Annotated in this window: 14 protein-coding genes and 4 tRNA genes; 4 read left to right on the top strand and 14 right to left on the bottom strand. The window is 60.5% G+C overall.

What is annotated here, in order from left to right; all coding sequences use genetic code 11:
• Nucleotides 1–10: 10 nt before the first annotated feature.
• The 6 genes from WE862_RS01860 to plsY all read right to left on the bottom strand — a co-directional run bounded on the left by WE862_RS01860 (nucleotide 11) and on the right by plsY (nucleotide 2,367).
• A complete protein-coding gene (locus tag WE862_RS01860; RefSeq protein ID WP_042033230.1) occupies nucleotides 11–1,183 on the bottom strand; it encodes a CD0519/CD1768 family membrane protein in 1,173 nt (390 codons plus the stop codon).
• 106 nt (nucleotides 1,184–1,289) lie between these two features.
• A tRNA-Asn gene (locus WE862_RS01865) sits at nucleotides 1,290–1,365 on the bottom strand.
• 8 nt (nucleotides 1,366–1,373) lie between these two features.
• Nucleotides 1,374–1,449: transfer RNA gene (locus tag WE862_RS01870), tRNA-Phe, on the bottom strand.
• 3 nt (nucleotides 1,450–1,452) lie between these two features.
• Nucleotides 1,453–1,528, bottom strand: a tRNA-Thr gene (locus WE862_RS01875).
• A 53-nt stretch (nucleotides 1,529–1,581) separates the two neighbouring features.
• A tRNA-Phe gene (locus WE862_RS01880) sits at nucleotides 1,582–1,657 on the bottom strand.
• Between the two features lie 47 nt (nucleotides 1,658–1,704).
• Nucleotides 1,705–2,367, bottom strand: a complete 663-nt coding sequence (plsY, locus tag WE862_RS01885) for a glycerol-3-phosphate 1-O-acyltransferase PlsY (protein WP_042033227.1) — start codon at nucleotides 2,365–2,367, stop codon at nucleotides 1,705–1,707.
• Between the two features lie 156 nt (nucleotides 2,368–2,523).
• On the opposite strand from plsY, the gene folB reads away from it, so the two are divergent.
• The 3 genes from folB to WE862_RS01900 all read left to right on the top strand — a co-directional run bounded on the left by folB (nucleotide 2,524) and on the right by WE862_RS01900 (nucleotide 4,018).
• Entirely contained in the window at nucleotides 2,524–2,895 is a 372-nt protein-coding gene (gene folB, locus WE862_RS01890; protein ID WP_005356584.1) for a dihydroneopterin aldolase, read from the top strand.
• Entirely contained in the window at nucleotides 2,895–3,404 is a 510-nt protein-coding gene (folK, locus tag WE862_RS01895; RefSeq protein WP_042033225.1) for a 2-amino-4-hydroxy-6-hydroxymethyldihydropteridine diphosphokinase, read from the top strand. The genes folB and folK overlap by 1 nt, the downstream gene beginning before the upstream one ends.
• Before the next feature lie 125 nt (nucleotides 3,405–3,529).
• On the top strand, nucleotides 3,530–4,018 hold the full coding sequence (locus WE862_RS01900) for a YbaK/EbsC family protein (RefSeq protein ID WP_042033223.1): 489 nt from the start codon (nucleotides 3,530–3,532) through the stop codon (nucleotides 4,016–4,018).
• On the opposite strand, the gene mdtD is transcribed toward WE862_RS01900, so the two are convergent.
• The 6 genes from mdtD to WE862_RS01930 all read right to left on the bottom strand — a co-directional run bounded on the left by mdtD (nucleotide 3,990) and on the right by WE862_RS01930 (nucleotide 15,038).
• The gene (mdtD, locus tag WE862_RS01905) at nucleotides 3,990–5,402 is read right to left on the bottom strand and encodes a multidrug transporter subunit MdtD (protein WP_042033219.1); all 1,413 of its coding nucleotides are present in this window, start codon (nucleotides 5,400–5,402) and stop codon (nucleotides 3,990–3,992) included. The genes WE862_RS01900 and mdtD overlap by 29 nt on opposite strands.
• A 68-nt stretch (nucleotides 5,403–5,470) precedes the next feature.
• Nucleotides 5,471–6,598 carry a CobW family GTP-binding protein gene (locus WE862_RS01910; RefSeq protein WP_042033216.1) on the bottom strand — a complete coding sequence of 376 codons (1,128 nt, stop codon included), beginning with the start codon at nucleotides 6,596–6,598 and terminating at the stop codon, nucleotides 5,471–5,473.
• 9 nt (nucleotides 6,599–6,607) lie between these two features.
• Entirely contained in the window at nucleotides 6,608–8,002 is a 1,395-nt protein-coding gene (locus WE862_RS01915; protein ID WP_042033215.1) for a D-arabinono-1,4-lactone oxidase, read from the bottom strand.
• 159 nt (nucleotides 8,003–8,161) lie between these two features.
• The gene (locus WE862_RS01920) at nucleotides 8,162–9,748 is read right to left on the bottom strand and encodes an EAL domain-containing protein (RefSeq protein WP_042033213.1); all 1,587 of its coding nucleotides are present in this window, start codon (nucleotides 9,746–9,748) and stop codon (nucleotides 8,162–8,164) included.
• Nucleotides 9,749–10,000: 252 nt separating this feature from the next.
• A complete protein-coding gene (gene acnB / locus WE862_RS01925) occupies nucleotides 10,001–12,598 on the bottom strand; it encodes a bifunctional aconitate hydratase 2/2-methylisocitrate dehydratase (protein WP_041210666.1) in 2,598 nt (865 codons plus the stop codon).
• A 229-nt stretch (nucleotides 12,599–12,827) separates the two neighbouring features.
• A complete protein-coding gene (locus tag WE862_RS01930; RefSeq protein ID WP_339058746.1) occupies nucleotides 12,828–15,038 on the bottom strand; it encodes a patatin-like phospholipase family protein in 2,211 nt (736 codons plus the stop codon).
• Nucleotides 15,039–15,313: 275 nt separating this feature from the next.
• Here WE862_RS01930 and WE862_RS01935 point away from each other — a divergent pair, with 275 nt between their 5' ends.
• Nucleotides 15,314–17,224 carry a methyl-accepting chemotaxis protein gene (locus WE862_RS01935; RefSeq protein WP_042033211.1) on the top strand — a complete coding sequence of 637 codons (1,911 nt, stop codon included), beginning with the start codon at nucleotides 15,314–15,316 and terminating at the stop codon, nucleotides 17,222–17,224.
• Between the two features lie 156 nt (nucleotides 17,225–17,380).
• On the opposite strand, the gene lpdA is transcribed toward WE862_RS01935, so the two are convergent.
• Nucleotides 17,381–18,808 carry a dihydrolipoyl dehydrogenase gene (gene lpdA, locus WE862_RS01940; RefSeq protein ID WP_033115370.1) on the bottom strand — a complete coding sequence of 476 codons (1,428 nt, stop codon included), beginning with the start codon at nucleotides 18,806–18,808 and terminating at the stop codon, nucleotides 17,381–17,383.
• 164 nt (nucleotides 18,809–18,972) lie between these two features.
• A complete protein-coding gene (gene aceF / locus WE862_RS01945; protein ID WP_042033209.1) occupies nucleotides 18,973–20,856 on the bottom strand; it encodes a pyruvate dehydrogenase complex dihydrolipoyllysine-residue acetyltransferase in 1,884 nt (627 codons plus the stop codon).
• Nucleotides 20,857–20,928: the final 72 nt, after the last annotated feature.

Genomic DNA, 20,928 nt, shown 5'->3' on the forward strand with positions numbered 1-20,928 from the left:
TTCACTCTGCTCAGCCCAGCAGCATATAAAGCTGGTGCGCTGCCACCCCGGCGCACAGACCGCCGACCGTATGGGCGACGATGGCGCGGGAGGTGAGGTGGCGATAGCCGAGGGCATCGAGCATGGCGGTGTGGGTGCTCAAAAAGCCGCTCCAGCACATCCCCATGGCGGTAAACACTGCCACCTCGTTACCAGTGATCCACCCCTTGGCGATAAAGGGGGGCACCAGCGACATGGCTGCACCGACTGCGCCGAGCGAGGTAGCCGGGAAGGCGACCAGCTCCGGCTGCTGGAAGCCGAATAGCAGATCAAACAGCCAGCCAGCCTTGGCGGCCAGCACCGGCAGCAAGGCTACCCCTTGAAACGCTTCGCCGGTATAGCCCTTCTCCCCCGGGCCGAAGGTAAGCAGCATCACGAAGGTGCTGATGATCAGCACACCCGGGATCACCGCCATCCCCAGCTCCACACCGGATTTGCCGCCATCGAGCAATGAGTTGAGGATCCGCAGCCAGCCGGGGGCCGCCTCCTTGCTGACCCCGACTTTATGCCCCTTGGCATCAGTCGGCTCATCGTCCAGCACCTCGCCCACCAGCGGGCGGATCATCCGCTGCATCAGTCGGGTAGAGACCACCGAGCCAACCAGAGCGCCGAGCAGACCGATCAGCGCTGCGCTGGCAGTGGATTCGCCGCCCGGCAGCTGCAGGGTGGCCATAAAGGTCACCACGATCAGGCCCATACCGAAGGCGGTACCAAAATTGGTCAGAGACACCAGTTGCCACGGAGTGAAGCCCTTGCGAAAGCGGCTGTCCTTGGCGAGGCTGATCACCGCCGGGTTATCGGAGAAGAAGGTCATCAGCGCCGCCAGCGCGGTGCGCCCCGGCAAGCGGAACACCGGCTTCATCAGGGGTGCCAGCAGCACCTCCAGCAGGCGGATCACCCCGAATTCGCTCAACAGCTGGCTCAGAGCGCCGGAAAGTACGGTGATCCCCATGATGAAGAGCACGGTATTGAGCAGCAGCTGGTGAGCGGTATTGAACAGGGTGTTGACCATGGCGGAGAGGCCCATCTGGCTGCCGAGGTAGCCAAACAGGCAGCCCAGGATCAGCAGCACCAGCACGGGCTCAAGCCACTCGCGGATGGTGGCCAGTCGCCCCTTTGAGTCTATAACTACTTGATTTTCCATATCTATCCTGCCGTCATTCTGTGCGTGTGTGATTGTTGTTATGGTAAAAAAGCGGTATTGAACCAAAGAAAAAAAGCCCTTGTCTTGCGACAAGGGCTTTTCGGTTTGGCTCCTCCTGCTGGGCTCGAACCAGCGACCTGCGGATTAACAGTCCGTCGCTCTACCGACTGAGCTAAGGAGGAATTATTAGTGGTGCCCAGAGACGGAATCGAACCGCCGACACGGGGATTTTCAATCCCCTGCTCTACCGACTGAGCTATCTGGGCAAATGGTGCCGGCTACCGGAATCGAACTGGTGACCTACTGATTACAAGTCAGTTGCTCTACCTACTGAGCTAAGCCGGCACACTTTAAACCATTGTGCATGAACAAATTTTTTATTTCATGGCACCAAAATTTGGTGCCCAGAGACGGAATCGAACCGCCGACACGGGGATTTTCAATCCCCTGCTCTACCGACTGAGCTATCTGGGCGTGGGCGCTATTAAACGGATTTTAAGGCGGATGGTCAACGGGAAATTTTACTTTTTGTCTCGTTCGTCTCTTTTTTGCTCAACATCACCCGTTTTTCCCACTTCCTCACCACAGGCACACCCTTTTCGCCGCCAGACTCTGGGTTCTTCCCCCTTGAGCAGGCGGGAGATGTTCTCGTGATGGCGGATCAGGATAAGGCAGGAGAGCAGCGAGACAGGGAGGGTGTATTCGGGTTTGAGCAGGTAGGTAAAGAGTGGCGTCAGCAGCACGGTAATGATGGAGGCCAGCGAAGAGTAGCCGCTTGCCAGCAACACCAGCAGCCAGGTGCAGATGACAGCGCCCCCCATGGTGAAGCCGAGCGGCATCATGGTGCCCAGCGCCGTCGCCACCCCCTTGCCACCGCGAAAATGAAAGAAGATGGGATACATGTGGCCAAGACAGGCGGCCACCCCGATAAAGCCGAGGTAGACCGGCTTTATCTGCAGATACCAGGCAAGATAGACAGGCGCCGTTCCCTTGAGCACATCGAGCAACAGCACCACCAGCGCCGCCAGCCGGCCACCGAGGCGCAGCACATTGGTGGCGCCGGGGTTGTGGGAACCATGATCCCGCGGGTCGGGCAGACCGCTGCAGCGGGAGACCAGCACAGCACTGGATAGTGAACCACCCAGGTAGGCCAGAATAATCATCAAAATCGTCAGGGCCGTCATCTTGGTCGTTTTTACCACGATATGAATGGGGTATGATGCGGGCCACAACGCTGGCATGGGCCCATGCCCACCCAGAGCGCCTCGGCAAGCCTGTTGCCCGGCCAGCATCCCTGCGCTGTCATCACAGCCCATCAAGAGTAAAGAAGAAGTACAGTCATGGACAAGGTGTTTATTCGCGGACTCGAGGTTTTGACCACCATAGGTGTATATGAGTGGGAGAAAGGCATTCGCCAGAAGCTCCGTTTTGACCTCGAGATGGGGTTCGACAACCGCCCCGCCGCCGCAACCGACGACATCAATCTGGCACTGGATTATGCCGACCTCTCCAACAAGATCTGCGAGCATGTCACAGGCAAGGTAGTCGAGCTGGTCGAGACCATGGCCGAGCAGGTCGCCATGCTGGTACTCGCCGACGAGCGGGTGCAGTGGGTCAAGGTGACCCTCACCAAGCCGGGCGCCGTACCCAATGCCGCCGGTGTCGGCGTCGAGATCCTGCGCCACCGCACCCCGGCGGCGAGCAGCAACTGATGACCACTATCTATATCAGCCTTGGTTCCAACATCGAGCGAGAGCGCCATATTCGCGCCGGCCTCGATGCGTTGCACGCTGCCTTCGGTGAGCTGCGGGTCTCCCGAGTGTTCGAGAGTGAAGCGGTGGGCTTCAATGGCCGCCCCTTCTACAACCTTGTTGCCGCTGCCGAGACCGACCTGCCGCTGGTTACCGTCTGCCAGCAGCTGCGCGAGATGGAGTTCGCCCACGGTCGCGAGCCGGATGCCAAGAAGTTCGCCCCGCGCACGCTGGATCTAGACCTGCTGCTCTATGGCGAGCTGGTCTGCGAGACGCCGCTGGTACTGCCGCGCGGCGAGATCCTTACCAACGCTTTCGTGCTCTGGCCGCTGGCCGAGCTGGCACCCGGACTACGCCACCCCATCGATGGCCGCACCATGGGCGAGCTGTGGGAGAGCTACGACAAGGCCTCCCAGCAGCTGTGCCCCATTCCCTTTCACTGGGAAGCGCGGGAGCTGCAGCACCACTGATCTACAAGGGCACCTCGCGGTGCCCTTGTCGTTTCACGGACAAGGTTGCTTATCACGGATAAGAAAGTGTCATTGGGCCAGCCCCTGCGAGAGTGGCAGGATAGCGCCCACTACAGGAGAACCTTATGCCACTCGATACCATTCACCATTTCAACTGCCAGCTGCTCACCACCCTGCCCCACCAGCGCTTCGAACACGAACCCATCCTCGACTACGCCACCGATGAGAAGGTCAAAGCCCGCTTCGGCTGGCAGGCGGAGTTCAGCAAGACCCTCTTTATCAAGTTCAAGGATGGCCGCTTCGCCCTGCTGCTGACCCACAGGGATGGTAGGCTCGACAACAAGGCGGTCAAGGCCGCGCTCGGTGCCAAGCCCTCCATCTGCAGCGCCGAAGAGATGCAGGCTGAGATTGGCTGCCTGCCGGGAGCCGTCTGCCCCTTCCTGCCCCGCGCCGATATTCCCCTACTGGTGGATCCGCAACTGCTCAGCCACTCCGCCTTCACCTGGACCCCGGGCCACCCCGAGCAGACCTTTCTGCTGGAGACGGCCCATCTGGCTGAGGTGTTGGCGCAGCTCCCCTGCGAAGTCAGCTATCTGCCCGTGACGACGGCGTAACACCATCGCGTGCCAGCTGAGCGAAGATCAGCGCAGCCAGCATGGAGAGCAAACCGACACAGAGGTAGGTAAGGTGGAACCCTGCCAGCCACTGGCCGTTGGCCGCTGAGGTACCCGCCGAGAAGAGCCCCAGCAGGCTGGCGGCAATCGCTACCCCCAAACTCATGGAGAGCTGCATCACCACCGAGAGCAGGCCATTGCCGCTACTGGCCAGGGTCGGGCTGAGATCTTGCAGCGTGAGAGTGTTCATGGCGGAGAACTGCAGCGAGTTGATGGCGCCGAAGATCGCCAGCCAGCCCAGCAGCACGCCATAGGGAAGCTGGTTGTCGATAAAGTAGAAGCTGGCAATCATGGCGCCGAGCAACAGGGTGTTGCCGATCAGGATCCGGCGATAGCCCACCCTGGGGATGAGTTTGTTCACCAGCGTCTTGGTCAGCATGGCGCCAAGTACCGTCGGGATCATGGTCATCCCCGCCTTGCTCGGGGAGAAGCCGAGCCCCAGTTGCAGAAAGAGCGGGGTGAGGAACGGCATGGCACCGCTGCCGAGGCGGGCAAACAGGTTGCCCCAGACACCGATGGCGAAGGTGGCGGTCTTGAACAGATTCAGGCTGAAGAGCGGCTGCTCCGCATTGGCGGCATAGAGCCAGTAGCTCGCCATCGCCGCCAGCCCGAAAATCAGCGCAAACAGTGCCCAGCCGGTGGAGATGCTGTGCTCCCCCAGCCCCTGCAAACCGACCGATACCAGCACCATGCCGAGGCTGAACAGCACGAAGCCCTGCCAGTCAAAACGGGCGGTCGCCTGACGCAGATCCGGCATGAAGTACCAGCTCGCCATAAAGCCGATCACCCCCACCGGCAGGTTAATCAGAAAGACCCAGTGCCAGCTCGCCACCTCGACAAGCCAGCCACCGAGCGCTGGCCCCATCAGCGGGCCGAGCAGCCCCGGAATGGTGACGAACGACATCACCCGCAGCAGCTCCCGCTTGTCATAGACCCGCAGTACAGCCAGTCGTCCCACCGGCATCAACAGCGCGCCGCCAATCCCCTGCAGCACCCGGGCTGCCACCAGCATCGAGAGCGAACCGGAAGCGGCACAAGCCAGCGAACCGAGGGTGAACAGCGAGATTGCCGCCAGATAGATGCGACGGGTACCGAACCTGTCCGCCAGCCAGCCGGAGGCCGGGATGAGCAGGGCCACCGTCAGCATGTAGGCGATCACCACCGACTGCATCTGCAGCGGGCTCTCCCCCAGCGTCTCGGCCATGCTGGGCAGGGCGGTATTGAGAATGGTGCCATCCAGCGACTGCATGAAAAAGCCGACTGCCGCCAGCATGGGCAGCCACTTGCGCTGGGCCGGGGTCACCCCGAGTGAAACTTCCGCCATAACAGACCACCTCCACTTCAGGAATAAAAAGACCCGCTCTCGTTGTTACGGGCGGGTCATGTCAGACATCAGGCATCCGGCTGGCCAAGCATGGCCTTGAGCTGCTCTTCGAGGCTGGGCTCGGGAGCCTTGAGCGTATCAAGGAACAGCCGCTCTATCCCCGCCTTGTCCTGAGTTTTCACGATAAACACCAGTCGGGACTGGGCCTTGCCCTCCGGCCACTCACCCAGTGCCTGCAGCGGATAGAGCTGACCGTGGACGCCGTGGATCACCACCGGCTGGCTCTCTCCTTCCAGCTGCAAGATCCCCTTGAGGCGCAGCAGGGCATCGCCGTATTGGGCCTGCACCGCATCGATGGCGGCCAGCAGACGAGAGGGCTTGAGCGGTTCGCCGATGCGCAAAGAGAAACTTTCGATGTTGCCGTGCTCGAAGTGGGTGGGCGCAGCTGTGCCCACCTTGGCGGCGAACGGTTGCATCTTCGGCTGCATCGGTGACGCCAGCCCCTGCCTGGGGGATTCGGTGCGCAGCCAGGCCAGCAGCTGGCGCACATCGCGCCCGGCCGCTTCGTTGTAGGCGCCCAGCTTCTCCAGCACCTTGGGCGAAAGCTCGCCATTGGTCACCAGCTGGAGCGGCGCCGCCGGATTGAGTGCCGCCAGCTGGGTTTCGACCCGAGCCAGCTGCTCGCCATCCACCAGATCGCCCTTGCTCACCACCAGCAGATCCGCCAGCGCCACCTGCTTCACCGCCTCATACTGGGCTGCAAGCTGCTGTTCGATATGGCCGGCATCCACCACGGTAACGGTGCCATCGAAGCGGTAGCGCTGGGCGATAAAGCCCTCTTCGCGCAAGGTAAAGAGCACGGGGGCCGGATCGGCCAGACCAGTGGTCTCGATAATCAGCCGCTTGAACGGTTTGATCTTGCGCTGGATGGCCTTCATAAAGAGCCCCTGCAACGCCTCCACCAGAGAGCCCTGCACCGAGCAGCAGATGCAGCCGGAGTCGAGCAGCATCACCTGCTCATCGACCTGCTGCACCAGATGGTGATCCAGCCCCACCGAGCCGAACTCGTTGATCAGCACCGCACACTCGCCGAGTTCCGGCTGCTTGACCCAGTGGTTAAGCAAGGTGGTCTTGCCGCTGCCGAGAAAGCCGGTCAGCAGGGTCACGGGGATACGGGTATCTTGCATATCGGTCATGTCAGATCCTTACCGGTTGGCAAACAGGTCGCTGAGCCAGCGGTTTTCAAAGCGGCCGTGGGGGTCTAGCTCACGCTGCAAGGCCACGAAGTCGTTCCAGCGCGGCAGCAGAGCCGGGAAGTCGTAGAGATCCATCGCCAGATGCTTGCCGAAATGGGGGATGCCGCCGAGCGGCACCAGCAGTTGCTGCAGCTCGCGCATCTGCTCCATGGAGCCGTTGACGAAGGTGCCGTCCGCCGCCAGATAGACCAGAAAACCGATCCAGCAGACCGGCTGGCCGTAAGCGGCACTGAGCCACGCCTCGGAAGGGCCGGTGCAGCGCAGGATAAAGGGGTAGTGCAACACGCCCGGATTGGCCTGCTGCCACGCTTGCAGAGTCTCCAGCGCCTCGTTCATACGATGCAGCGGTACCGCCACTTCACAGTTGATCTGGGGGGCCGGGATCCCCTTGCAGAGGATCTGGTAGACGTTGCCCACCAGATCGGAGGCATCCTTGAAGCGGCGCACCGTCTCGAAGTGCTCACCGGCCAGCGCCTCATCCTTGGTATCTTTCGCCATCTTCTGCAGGGTGGCATCTATGGTGGCATTCATGCGGGCGTCGATATCGCCATCCAGCAGCAGCGGCTCGCTGCCACCGGCGCGGTAGCGGGCCACCTCGTCATCGGAGGCGGGATCCACCAGCCAGATGTGGCTCTCGCCAGTCCAGGCAAACCACCAGCTCTTCACGAAGCCGTGCTCGCGGTTGAGCCGCTCGTTGTGCTCCAGGAGGAAGGGGTAATCGGTGGTGAACTTGGTGCAGCGCATGATGCGGTTCGGCACGGTACGCAGGGTAACGTCGAGCAGGATGCCGAGCATCCCCATCCCCATCACGAAGGCACCGAAGCGCGGGTCGGTGCGATCCACCCGGATGATCTCGCCATTGGCCAGCATCACGGTCATCGCCTCCACCGCATCGCAGAGGGCAGACTGGTGAAGCCCCTGACCGTGGGTGCCGGTGCTGAGCGCGCCGCCCAGAGTCTGGATGCCGATAACCCCGGGGGAAGCCGGCAGCATCCGCTCCATGGCGATAAGATCGCCGTAGACGATGTCGAGCGGCGTACCCGCCTGATAGGTCACGGTATCGGCGGTTTTCGCCAGCTGACCGCGCAGGTGGTGCAAGTCCACCAGCAGCGCCTGACTGCCCTCGGCATAGACGCTGTGAATGGGCTCAAAAGAGAGGCCGGAACCGATAAGGCGCAGCTTGCGCTCGGGGTGTTCCCGCAGCAGTTGCTGCAGCTCGTCGCGGTTTTTCGGACGCCACACCTGATCCAGCGCCCCGAGGGGATTGGTTCTCGACCAGTTGAACAGCACCTCCCGATTACCAATCGCCTTGATGCTGTGAAATGCCTGGAACTGAACCGTCATACCGCGCCTCATCTCTTGCTGACGTCAAAATGAGCGACGATTCTACCGAAAAGCGGGCGCCAAGGCATGGAAAACAAGACCCTGCCAATCTGGTGGAATTGGCCTCATTCTCGCTATCGCCACATTGTCGGAATCATTTGGTACTGGTCGGCGAGTCTCTCATACCGTACCCGGGATATCGCCCGCCAGCGCGGTGGCCGACTCTTCCTGTTCCTTTGGCAACAGCTCGTCGCAGAACTGGCGCAGCGGCATGGGACGGGCAAACAGGAAGCCCTGCAGATAATCGACCCCCTTGCTTCTGAGGTAGTCAGCCTGCCTGCTGGTTTCTACCCCTTCCGCCACCAGCGCCAACCCGAGGCGAGTCGCCAGATCGATCACGTTGTCCACGATATGCTCCGAGAGCGACTCGGTGCCGATACGGGCGATAAAGGACTGGTCGATCTTGAGGTAGTCGACATGGAACTGCTGCAGATAGATCAGGCTGGAGTGGCCAGTCCCGAAATCGTCGATTGCCAGCTTGACCCCCATCTCGTCCAGCTGACGGAACAGGGAGAGGGTCTTGGGATCCGCCACCAGCAGCTCACGCTCGGTCAGCTCCAGCACCAGTACCACCTTGCCGGGGGCAAAGTGATCGAGGAACAGTCGGCACTCCTGCAGCAGGGCAAAGTCGTGACAGTGAGCGGCGCTGATATTGAAACTGATATGAAAACCATCGGGCAAAGAGCGTTGCACCCAGCTCAGCTGAGCCGCCACATTGCGCATCATCTGGCTGGTCATGGGGACGATCAGCCCCGACTCCTCAGCCTGCGGAATAAAGAGATCGGGGCGGATCACCCCTTCGGTGGCATGGTTCCAGCGCATCAGCACCTCGGCCCCCATCATCCGCCGGGTGTCGCTGGCCACCAGCGGTTGCAGATAGGGGACAAACTCTTTCGCCCGCAGCGCCCGACGCAACTCATCCATCGGCGACCCCGGCCGCCCCAGCACCCACCACACCAGCAGGGAGAGCAGCAAGGATGCACCAGCCAGCGACAGTAGAGCAGTCTGGCGAGCCTCCCATAGCGAGCGCCAGTAGAGCGGCATGGTATAGCCGGCATAGATGGTGAAGGGGTAACGTTGGGAAGAGAGTTCAAGGCTGGTGCTGTGGTGCAATCTGGGCAGGCGTTCGAGATAGCGACCCGACTCGCTAAGCCAGGCCGAACCGACCTGCAGAAACAGCTCGCTCGGCTTGCCGCTCAGGGAGAGCATGAAGCTGAGCTGGCTGCCGTCGATGGCGCTCAGGGCTGCATCAGAACCCTGCTCGAGACGCACCACCAGCAGAGGGTGATTCTTGCGTACCCGGTTGCCGCTCATCAGCAACAGTTTGTGCCCGGTGTAGATAGTACCGTCGTCTGCATCATTGGCCTCGCCAAACAGGGAGGTACAGTTGATCACCCCGTCGCGCACCAGATTGACCGAACGCAGAAACGGTTCGAGCGCAACCGTCTTTCTCAGGATCAGCAGGTTCTGGGCGCAGGGAGCATTGACCAACGGCAACACCTCCCGGTTGGCCTGCTCGGCCCTGTCCAGCATCTCCTCCAGCAGCAGCCTCGCCTTGTGCGCCGAGTCGCGAGAGTCAGATTTCAGATCCTGCAAATAGGTGCTGTGAATGATCCAGCTGCCCACCAGCAGCGGCAAGGCAAAAACCAACAGGGCACTGCCAACACGCAGCCTGGTTCGGGAGAGATCGATCCGGAATAGAAACATAGAGAGCCACGCCACAGTTGGTCAGAGCCGCCCGCAGGCAGACATCCACGTCATACCGACCAACGCAGGGATCTCCCGACTGGTCATAACCAAACAACATAACGCAAAGCACTTATAAAACGAACAGCGAAAACAGTGGTTGGATCACAGCCCGCAGCAACAAGCTTCGAAAGAGGCTCAAGAATAGAAAGCCGCAAAATAGAAATGCCGCGTATTACGCGGCATTTCTCGTTACAGCTGTGCAGTTAGGCGTTAAACCGCCTGCTGCAGGATCACCGCATCGGCCTTCTTGGTATAGGAGGCGATCTCGTTGAAGTTGAGGTAGCGGTAAGTATCTGCCGCAGTGGCATCAAGCGCCTTGGCGTATTGCAGGTACTCAGCCACGGTCGGGATCTTGCCGAGAATGGCGGCAACCGCTGCCAGCTCGGCAGAGGCCAGATAGACGTTGGCGCCTTTACCCAGACGGTTCGGGAAGTTACGGGTGGAGGTGGAGACCACGGAGGCCCCTTCCGCTACCCGCGCCTGGTTGCCCATGCAGAGGGAACAGCCCGGGATCTCGATGCGGGCACCGACCCGGCCGAAGATGCCGTAGTAGCCCTCTTCGGTCAGCTGATCCTTGTCCATCTTGGTGGGCGGCGCGATCCACATGCGGGTCGGCAGCTCGCCCTGATACTTCTCGAGCAGTTTGCCGGCGGCACGGAAGTGACCGATGTTGGTCATGCAGGAACCGATGAACACCTCGTCGATCTTGTCGCCAGCCACATCGCTCAGCAGACGGGCGTCGTCCGGATCGTTCGGTGCACACAGGATCGGCTCCTTGATGGTGGCCAGATCGATCTCGATGATTTCGGCGTACTCGGCATCCTTGTCCGCTTCCATCAGGGTCGGGTTGGCCAGCCACTCTTCCATTCCCTTGATGCGACGGGTGATGGTGCGCGGGTCACCGTAGCCTTCGGAGAGCATCCATTTCAGCATCACGATGTTGGACTTCAGATACTCGATGATCGGCTCTTTATCCAGCTTGATGGTGCAACCTGCGGCGGAACGCTCGGCGCTGGCATCTGCCAGCTCGAACGCCTGCTCCACCTTCAGGGTCGGCAGACCTTCGATCTCGAGGATGCGGCCGGAGAAGATGTTCTTCTTGCCCGCTTTCTCGACGGTCAGCAGCCCTTTCTGGATGGCGGCGTAGGGGATGGCATGGACCAGATCACGCAAAGTGATGCCCGGTTGCAGCTCACCCTTGAAGCGCACCAGCACGGATTCCGGCATATCCAGCGGCATCACGCCGGTAGCGGCGGCGAAAGCCACCAGACCGGAGCCCGCCGGGAAGGAGATGCCGATGGGGAAACGGGTGTGGGAGTCACCACCGGTACCTACGGTATCCGGCAGCAGCATGCGGTTCAGCCAGGAGTGGATGACGCCGTCACCCGGACGCAGAGAGACACCGCCGCGGTTCATGATGAAGTCCGGCAGGGTGTGGTGGGTCTGCACGTCGATGGGCTTGGGATAGGCCGCTGTGTGGCAGAAGGACTGCATGGTCAGATCAGCGGAGAAGCCGAGGCAGGCCAGATCTTTGAGCTCGTCGCGGGTCATCGGGCCCGTGGTGTCCTGAGAGCCGACCGTGGTCATCTTGGGTTCGCAGTAGGTACCCGGGCGAATGCCCTTCACGCCACACGCCTTGCCCACCATCTTCTGGGCCAGGGTGAAGCCTTTGCCGGTATCGGCCACCGGCTGCGGGCGACGGAATACGGTGGAGAACGGCAGACCCAGCGCTTCGCGGGCCTTGTCGGTCAGGCCGCGTCCGATGATCAGCGGAATACGGCCACCGGCGCGCACTTCGTCGATCAGCACGTCGGTTTTCAGTTCAAACTGCGCCAGCACCTGCTCGGTGCCGTGCTTGCAGATCTTGCCGGCAAACGGGTAGATGTCGATCACATCGCCCATCGCAAGTCCGGAAACGTCCACCTCGATGGGCAGGGCGCCGGCATCTTCCATGGTGTTGAAGAAGATCGGGGCAATCTTGCCACCCAGCACCACGCCACCAGCGCGCTTGTTCGGCACGAACGGAATGTCGTCGCCCATAAACCAGAGCACCGAGTTGGTAGCGGATTTACGGGAAGAGCCGGTACCGACTACATCGCCCACATAGGCCAGCGGGAAACCCTTCTCTTTCAGGGCGTCGATGGTCTTGATCGGGCCAATGGCGCCATCCTTGTCGGGGGTGATGCCGGGACGGGCGTTTTTCAACATCGCCAGGGCGTGCAGCGGAATATCCGGGCGGGACCAGGCGTCCGGTGCAGGAGAGAGGTCGTCAGTGTTGGTTTCGCCGGTCACCTTGAACACTGTGACGGTGATCTTCTCGGCCAGCTCCGGGCGCGAGAGGAACCACTCGGCATCTGCCCAGGATTGCATCACCTGCTTGGCGTGGGCATTGCCCGCCTTGGCCTTCTCCTCCACGTCGTGGAAGGAGTCGAACATCAGCAGGGTGTGGGAGAGGCCCTTGGCAGCAAGAGGAGCCAGGGTCGCATCGTCCAGCAGGTCGATCAGCGGCTGAATGTTGTAACCACCCTGCATGGTGCCCAGCAGTTCAACGGCTTCGGCAGCAGTCAGGATGGGAGAGTGGGCTTCGCCCTTGGCGACGGCGGTGAGGAAACCGGCTTTGACATAGGCCGCTTCATCAACACCGGGGGGAATTCGGGAGGACAACAGCTCTTTCAGAAAGTCTTGTTCGCCGGCGGGCGGGTTCTTGAGCAGCTCGACCAGGGCGGCGACCTGCTCTGCGTCCAGAGGTTTGGCAACCACGCCCTCGGCAGCACGTTCTGCGACGTGTTTACGGTATGTTTCAAGCACGACTAATTCCTCTTTGGTCTTTTTTTGGGGTTCGCCCACGCTCGCGGCGATCGTCCTTGCGGGACACCCCGTAGGGTGCTCCCCACTATATAAGTTTTAACGACCAATTAAAATCCAAACTCTGTTAACCAATTCAACACAAAACCGTAACCAATTAAACAGACTGGTATTTTTTGAAAATTAAATGTCAGCCTGGATGCAGAGTTAACAAATACGCATCATTTATCCATTATTGGAACGTAGTGCCCAATTGCAGATAGAAGACGCCATTCCCCTCCTCCGCCATGCCGTAGCCGAGGAACACCGGGCCAAGGAAGCTCTCGACCCCCACATAGACGGAGCCAGCAGTGAAGGAGCTGTCAAAGCTGATATCTTCACCCTTGTCCCACACCCCGCCCTGCTCGAGGGAGCCGCCCAGATAGAGCGGCATCTTGAGGGCACCGAAGTCGTTGTCCGCGACTCGGTAGATGTAGCGCAACCCGCCAAACAGGCTGTAGCGACCACTCAGCTGATAACGCTGGAAGCCGGAGAGACGGAACAGCCCACCCAGGTCTTGGATATAGAGCGGCAGCGCCTCCTGACTGCTGGAACCGCCGCCCTCCAGCATCAGGTTGAGGCTGTGACGACCCCATGACCAGGGCTTGATCATGGAGAAGTTGTAGTTCCACCCCTCGTCGCGGCTACTCTGATCCAGCTCTCCCCCGGTCAGATCGACATGGGAATAACCCAGTTTGATGTCCCACCTCTCGCCCGAGTAGGGGAAGTAGAGGCTGTCGAGGGTATCGTGCTCAAAGCGAACGAAGGGCCCCCAGGCGGTTGCATCCACACTGGTATTCTTGAAGTTTTTCAGATCGATATTGCCTACCCGACCTTCAAGCCCCGTGTAGATGCGGCTCCATGGCTGACTGTTCCAGCCAACGGCCAGCTCAGAGCTGAAGAAGGAGTAGTCACTGTCGAGATAGGTCAATGTATTCGGTTCGGAGTTGAAGACCCGGCGCTGGGTTTTGTCATAGGCCAGACTTGCCTCGCCAAAGAAGGTCTGGGAGGGCTCCAGCGGGGTATAGAAGTCGGTCTTGATATGTTTGGCCGTGCCAAGCGATGCTTCGGTCAGCCACTCCCCGCCCCAGTTGTTGACGTTGGTGAGGGTGTAGGACATGCCGACGTTGTAGTTGGAGGTGTTCTCGAAATCGTCGGAGAAGCCGAACTGGAAGTTGAGGTAACCCGGCCCCCAGTTCTTCTCGCTGGCATCGACCACCAGCACGTTCTCGCCATCGCGCTCATCCACCTCGTAAGTAATGCGATCGAACGACTCCAGCGCATAGAGGCGGCGAATGCCCGCCTCCAGACTCTCGTTGGTCTGGATCTTGTCCGGTCGCACATCCAGCATGGCGCGCACCGTCTCGTCGGATAGACGCGACTTGTTGATGATCTCCACCTTGTCGATGTAGTAGGCGGGCAGGCCGCTGCGTTCGGCACGGCGACTCAGCTTGCGGTTGCGGTACTCGTTGTAGCGCTCCTTGCTCAGGGAGAGCTTGTCGAGTTCCAGCGACACCTTCTCGGCCGCTGCCTCGCCTATCTTGATCCCCTCCGGCATCCGGGCGAAATCGGCGATCCCCATGTCGCCAAACTCGGGAGTGAGCAGGATATCCTTGGGCCCCAGCAGCGCCTTCTGCTTGTCGGTGCCGACCTGGGTCATGTAGGTAGTGAGCTGGTCGATCATGGCAAGGCCGGACTTGAGGGACTCGCGGGTGCGCAGCCTGGCACTGATATCCACCGCGATCACCACATCGGCTCCCATCGCCTTGGCCACGTCCACCGGCATGTTGTTGACCGCACCGCCATCGGCCAGAATCCGGCCATCCCACTCCACCGGCTTGAGCGCCCCCGGAATGGACATGGAAGCCTGCATCGCCTTGGCCAGACTGCCGTGATCGAGCACGTAAGGGGTGACCGTCTCCATATCGGTTGCCATGGCACGATAAGGGATCGGCAGATCATCGAAGCTCTTCAGCGCCGGCAGGTTGGAGGTGGCTGTGCGCAGCAAGCTGGCCATGGATTGGCCCTGAAAGAAACCATCCGGCAGCTGAATGGTGTCGCCATTGACGCCGATATCGGTGCGTAGCTGATACTTCTCGGTCTGCAGCTTCTTGCGCAGGGAGAGCTCATCACGGCCCACCTTGTCCTGATAACCCTTGTTCCAGTCGATGGCTAGCGTCGTACGCTCCACCTCCTCGGCGCTAAGCCCCATGGCGTACATGCCCGCCACATAAGAGCCCATGCTGGTGCCAACTATGATGTCGACCGGGATGCGCTTCTGCTCCAGTACCTTGAGGATACCGATATGGGCCGAGCCCTTGGCACCGCCACCACTGAGCACCAGTGCCACCTTGGGGCGGCCACCATCGGCCGCCTGCACCAGCAGCGGCATGGCCGCCAGCATAATCAAAAGCAGTCGGGTTCATCCCGCACGAACGCTGCGCATCATATTTTCCATCTTGTTCAGGAAGCCGGTCACCAAGGATGGCCTCTACTATAAGGAGCCGGAGCACAAGCGCAACCGGCATTCCGGCCAATTCAGCCTCTCCCGGATCTATTTGTCCGCCAGCCCCTTGTGAGCGCAAACGCAATCCATAAATAAAGGGTCGAAAGGCTCATGGGCGCCCCCTCTCTGCCGCTAATATGAGAGTCGTCAATCTCTACCTTTCGGGCTCTTATATGCTGGCAACCCTGACCCTCAAACAGAAAATTCTGGCCACCGTCACCCTGGCCGTCGTTATCTCCTGCCTGCTGGTGGGCTACTTCAGCCAGCGCGCCGCTCAGCAACTGATCGAAAAGCGCATGTTCGAACAGGAGCTGCCCAACCTGACCCAACGCATCAGCAAGGAGATCGAACAGGATCTCAACGGTATCGCCCGTGCGGCACAGCAGCTGGCCACCGACCGCTTTATTCTCGACTGGGTGGATCGGGGCATGCCCAAGGAGCAGGAACCACTGCTCATCAACCAGCTCAAGGATGTAGCCAACCAGTACGGGCTGGTCACCGCCTCCTTTGCCGATCGCCAGACCGCGGCCTACTACAACCAGGATGGCTTTCTGCGCAACCTCACTCCGGCTCAGGATGCCTGGTTCTATGACTACACCAAGAGCCAGAAGGAGATGACTCTCAGCATCTTCCGCGAGAGCACCGGCGAGATGAAGCTGTTCGTCAACTTCCAGCAGCTCAATGGTCGCGGACTGGCCGGCTTTGCCAAATCCCTCGACTCCATGGTTGCCATGGTCTCCAACTTCCGGCTGGAAGATAGCGGCATCGTCTTTATGGTCGATGGCAGCGGCAAGGTGAAATTGCACCCCGATGCCAGCCGGATAGAGCGTGACAACCTGAGCCAGCTGGCAGGCAGCGACAGTGGCAGCCTGCTGGCCAAGCGTCCCTTTGCCGTGATCAGCGCCGAAGTGAATGGCGAGCCCATGGTGCTGGCCAGCAGCTATATCCCGCTGCTCGACTGGTATCTGGTCGTCCAGGTGCCGGAAGCGGAGATCTACGCCGAGCTGGATCAGAACCGCAACCAGATCCTGATGATCTCGCTGGTCATCGCACTCGCCATGGGGGCCATGGGTATGCTGCTGGCGGGCTCTGTCAGCCGCCCGCTCAACGAACTGGCACGTCTGTTCAAGGAGCTTGGCAGCGGTGATGGCGATCTGACCCAGCGCCTCAAAGTGGAGGGCCGTGACGAGCTGAGCCAGGTTGCGACCGGCTTCAACAACTTCGTCGCCAAGATCCACGGCTCCATCGAGCAAGTGGCCAGCAACTCCCGTCAGCTGGCCACGACGGCCAACGAGGTGGCCAGCAAGGCCCAGCTGACCCAGCACAACTGTACCGCCCAGCGTGACCGTACCGTACAGGTGGCTACCGCCATCCACGAAATGGGGGCCACCGTGGGCGAGATTGCCGGCAACGCCTCGCTGGCGGCGGATGTCGCCAAGCAGGCCAATGATCAGGCGGATGCCGGTGCCCACATCGTGGCACAGGCCCGCCACGGCATCGTCGGCCTCTCCGGGGAAATCGAGCAGGTCGCCGGTGTTATCGAGTCGCTGGCCAGCCAGACCGACTCCATCGGCAGCATCCTCGAGACCATCCGCAGTATCTCGGAGCAGACCAACCTGCTGGCGCTCAACGCAGCCATCGAAGCGGCTCGCGCTGGCGAACAGGGCCGCGGCTTCGCCGTGGTGGCCGACGAGGTGCGCAACCTCGCCAACCGCTCCGCCGCCTCTACCGCCGAGATCCAGGAGATGATCAACCGGCTGCAGGATCAGAGCGCCCGCGCCGTCAGCGCCATGGCTCAGGGCCGCAACCAGAGTCTGGAAGTGGTGGCACAGGCCGATGAAGCCAACGCCGCGCTCGGCCATATCACCGCCCACATCACCCAGATCAACGACATGAACATCCAGGTCGCCACCGCGACCGAGGAGCAGTCGAGCGTGGTCGGCGAGATCAACCGCAACGTGGAGGATATCAACCAGCTCACCATGGAGACGGCCGATATCGCCCACCAGCTCACCGAATCGAGCCGCAGCCTGCAGCAGCTCTCTGCCCAGCTGGATAAACTGGTTGGTAACTTCCGGCTATAAACGGGGCCATCTGGCACGATAAAAAGGGCGCTGCGGCGCCCTTTTTCATGTGCAAACTCAAGCAGGAAAAAACAGGACAGGGATGTCTTTGATATCTAATGACCAAAAGCAAAAAGCCGCTCGATTGAGCGGCTTTTTTATGAAGCGGACAGAAGATTACTTTTTCTTCTTGGCCTTGGCGTTCGGCAGGTCGGTGATGGAGCCTTCGAATACTTCGGCTGCCAGACCCACTGACTCGTGCAGAGTCGGGTGAGCGTGGATGGTCAGCGCGATGTCTTCGGCGTCAGCACCCATTTCGATGGCCAGACCGATTTCACCCAGCAGTTCACCACCGTTGGTACCGACGATGGCACCACCGATGACGCGGCCGCTCTCCTTGTCGAAGATCAGCTTGGTCATGCCGTCGGAGCAGTCGGACGCAATGGCGCGACCGGAAGCAGCCCACGGGAAGGTGGCGACTTCGAAGTTCAGGCCCTGTTGCTTGGCTTCCTTCTCGGTCAGACCAACCCAGGCCATCTCTGGCTCGGTGTAGGCGATAGACGGAATCACTTTCGGGTCGAAGTAGTGCTTCTTGCCGGCGATCACTTCGGCGGCAACGTGACCTTCGTGCACACCCTTGTGGGCCAGCATCGGTTGACCAACGATGTCACCGATGGCGTGGATGTGCGCCACGTTGGTACGCAGCTGCTTGTCCACCTCGATGAAACCGCGCTCGTTAACGGCAACGCCAGCCTTCTCGGCATCCAGCATCTTGCCGTTCGGCACACGGCCTACGGCAACCAGCACGTTGTCGTAGCGAACCGGCTCGGCCGGAGCGTGCTTGCCTTCGTAGGAGACGTACAGACCGTCTTCACGGGCTTCAACTGCGGTGACCTTGGTCTCCAGCATGATGTTGAACTTCTTGGCCACGCGCTTGGTGTAGATCTTGACGATATCTTTGTCGGCAGCCGGAACCAGCTGGTCGGCAAATTCCACCACGTCGATCTCGGAACCCAGAGAGGAGTAAACGGTACCCATCTCCAGACCGATGATGCCGCCACCGATAACCAGCAGTTTGCCGGGAACGGTTTTCAGCTCCAGCGCATCGGTAGAGTCCCATACGCGCGGATCGTCGTGCGGAATGAACGGCAGCTTCACCGGACGGGACCCGGCCGCGATGATGGCGTTGTCGAAGGTCACGGTGGTCTTGCCATCTGCGCCTTCCACTTCGATGGTGTTCGGGCCGGTGAACTTGCCGAAGCCGTTCACAACCTGAACTTTACGCATCTTGGCCATGCCAGCCAGACCGCCGGTCAGCTGGTTGATAACCTTCTCTTTCCACAGACGGATCTTGTCGATGTCGGTCTGCGGCGCACCGAAGACGATGCCGTGCTCGGCCAGCGCCTTGGCTTCTTCAATCACTTTGGCTACGTGCAGCAGGGCCTTGGAGGGAATGCAACCCACGTTCAGGCAGACGCCACCCAGGGTGGAGTAACGCTCGACGATAATGGTATCCAGACCCAAATCGGCCGCACGGAAAGCAGCGGAATAACCGGCAGGGCCAGCACCCAGTACTACGACCTGGGTTTTGATTTCTTTACTCATCATGACCTCTTTGTCGTTCTTGTATCCCCGGACAGCGCAGTCTTATGCCTTCTTTTCCTTGCAAAACAAGAGGCCGCTGCAGCCGTGAAAAAAACGGGGCAAGTTTACGATCATGTTAATGAAATGAGAAGTAAAAAGGGCAGGCTCTGGGCCCGCCCTCTCACTTACAGGACCAGTCGACGAATGTCGGACAGCACGCCATTCATGGTGGTGATGAAGCGAGCCCCATCGGCACCATCGATCACGCGGTGGTCGTAGCTCAGAGCCAACGGCAGCATCAGGCGCGGCGCGAACTCTTTGCCGTTCCACTTCGGCTTCATCTCGGACTTGGAGACACCGAGGATGGCCACTTCCGGCGCGTTGACGATCGGGGTAAAGCTGGTACCGCCGATGCCACCCAGGCTGGAGATGGTGAAGCAACCGCCCTGCATGTCGGAAGCGGTCAGCTTGCCGGCACGGGCCTTCTTGGAGATCTCGGCCAGATCGCGAGACAGCTCCATGATGCCCTTCTTGTTAACATCGCGTACCACGGGCACAACCAGACCGTTGGGGGTATCCACCGCCACACCGATGTGGATGTACTTCTTCATGATCAGCTTGCTGCCATCTTCGGACAGGGAGCTGCAGAAGCGCGGGTGAGCTTCCAGCGCCTTGGCGGCGGCTTTCAGGATGAAGACCAGCGGGGTGATCTTCACGTCGGCCTTCTGCTTCTCGAGCATCGCGTTCTGCTCTTTGCGGAACGCTTCCAGCTCGGTGGTATCGGCTTCGTCGAACTGGGTGACATGAGGGATCATGACCCAGTTGCGGTGCAGGTTCGGACCGGAGATCTTCTGGATGCGGGTCAGCTCGACCTCTTCCACATCACCGAACTTGCTGAAGTCTACTTTCGGCCACGGCAGTACGCCCAGACCGTTGCCACCGGCTACGCCGGCAGAGGCTGGAGCGGACTCGGCACGCTTGATGGCATCCTTCACGTAGGCTTGTACGTCTTCTTTGACGATACGGCCCTTGCGACCGGAGGCTTTCACCTTGGCCAGGTTGACGCCGAACTCGCGCGCCAGACGGCGTACCGCCGGAGAGGCGTGTACGTAAGCGTCGTTGGCAACGAAATCGGAAGAGGCTGCAGCCTGAGCAACCGGAGCCGGAGCAGCAGCAACGGGTGCAGCAGCGACAGGAGCGGCAGCTTGAGCAACCGGCGCGGCAGCAGGAGCTGCGCCAGCCACTTCGAATACCATGATCAGGGAACCGGTGGAGACCTTGTCACCCGCCTTCACCTTGATCTCTTTAACCACACCGGCGAACGGCGCAGGCACTTCCATGGAGGCCTTGTCACCTTCCACAGCGATCAGGGACTGGTCGGCTTCAACCTTGTCACCCACGGCAACCATGATCTCGGTGACTTCGACTTCGTCGCCACCGATATCCGGTACGTTGACATCTTTCGCGCCGGCAGCAACCGGGGCGGCGGCAGGAGCGGCAGCCTGAGCCGGTGCAGCAGCAACGGCAGGAGCAGCGCCAGCCACTTCAAATACCATCACCAGAGAGCCGGTAGAAACCTTGGCGCCAGCGGCAACCTTGATCTCGACCACGCGACCGGCGAACGGTGCCGGCACTTCCATGGAGGCCTTGTCACCTTCCACGGCGATGATGGACTGGTCGGCTTCAACCATGTCGCCCACGGCAACCATGATCTCGGTGACTTCAACTTCGTCACCACCGATGTCCGGTACGTTGACATCTTTGCGAGCGGCAGCGACCGGTGCGGCAGCCGGAGCTGCAGCAACAGGAGCGGCCACTTCTGCAGGTGCAGCAGCGCCTTCGGCTTCGAAGATCATGATCTGGGAACCGGTGGCAACCTTGTCGCCCACCTTGATCAGGATCTCTTTGACGATACCGGCAGACGGGGCCGGTACTTCCATGGAGGCCTTGTCGCCTTCTACCGCGATGATGGACTGGTCCAGCTCGACCTTGTCACCCACGGCCACCATGATCTCGGTGACTTCAACTTCATCGGCGCCGATATCCGGCACCATAATCTGTTTGGACATTGTGCTTTATCCTCTTGCGTCGATCCGCGTGACTGGCTGATGCAGCCACGCACATCTCGCGTTAACCGTTTT

The organism is Aeromonas jandaei (assembly GCF_037890695.1).
In the GTDB taxonomy this organism is placed as follows: Bacteria; Pseudomonadota; Gammaproteobacteria; order Enterobacterales; family Aeromonadaceae; genus Aeromonas; species Aeromonas jandaei.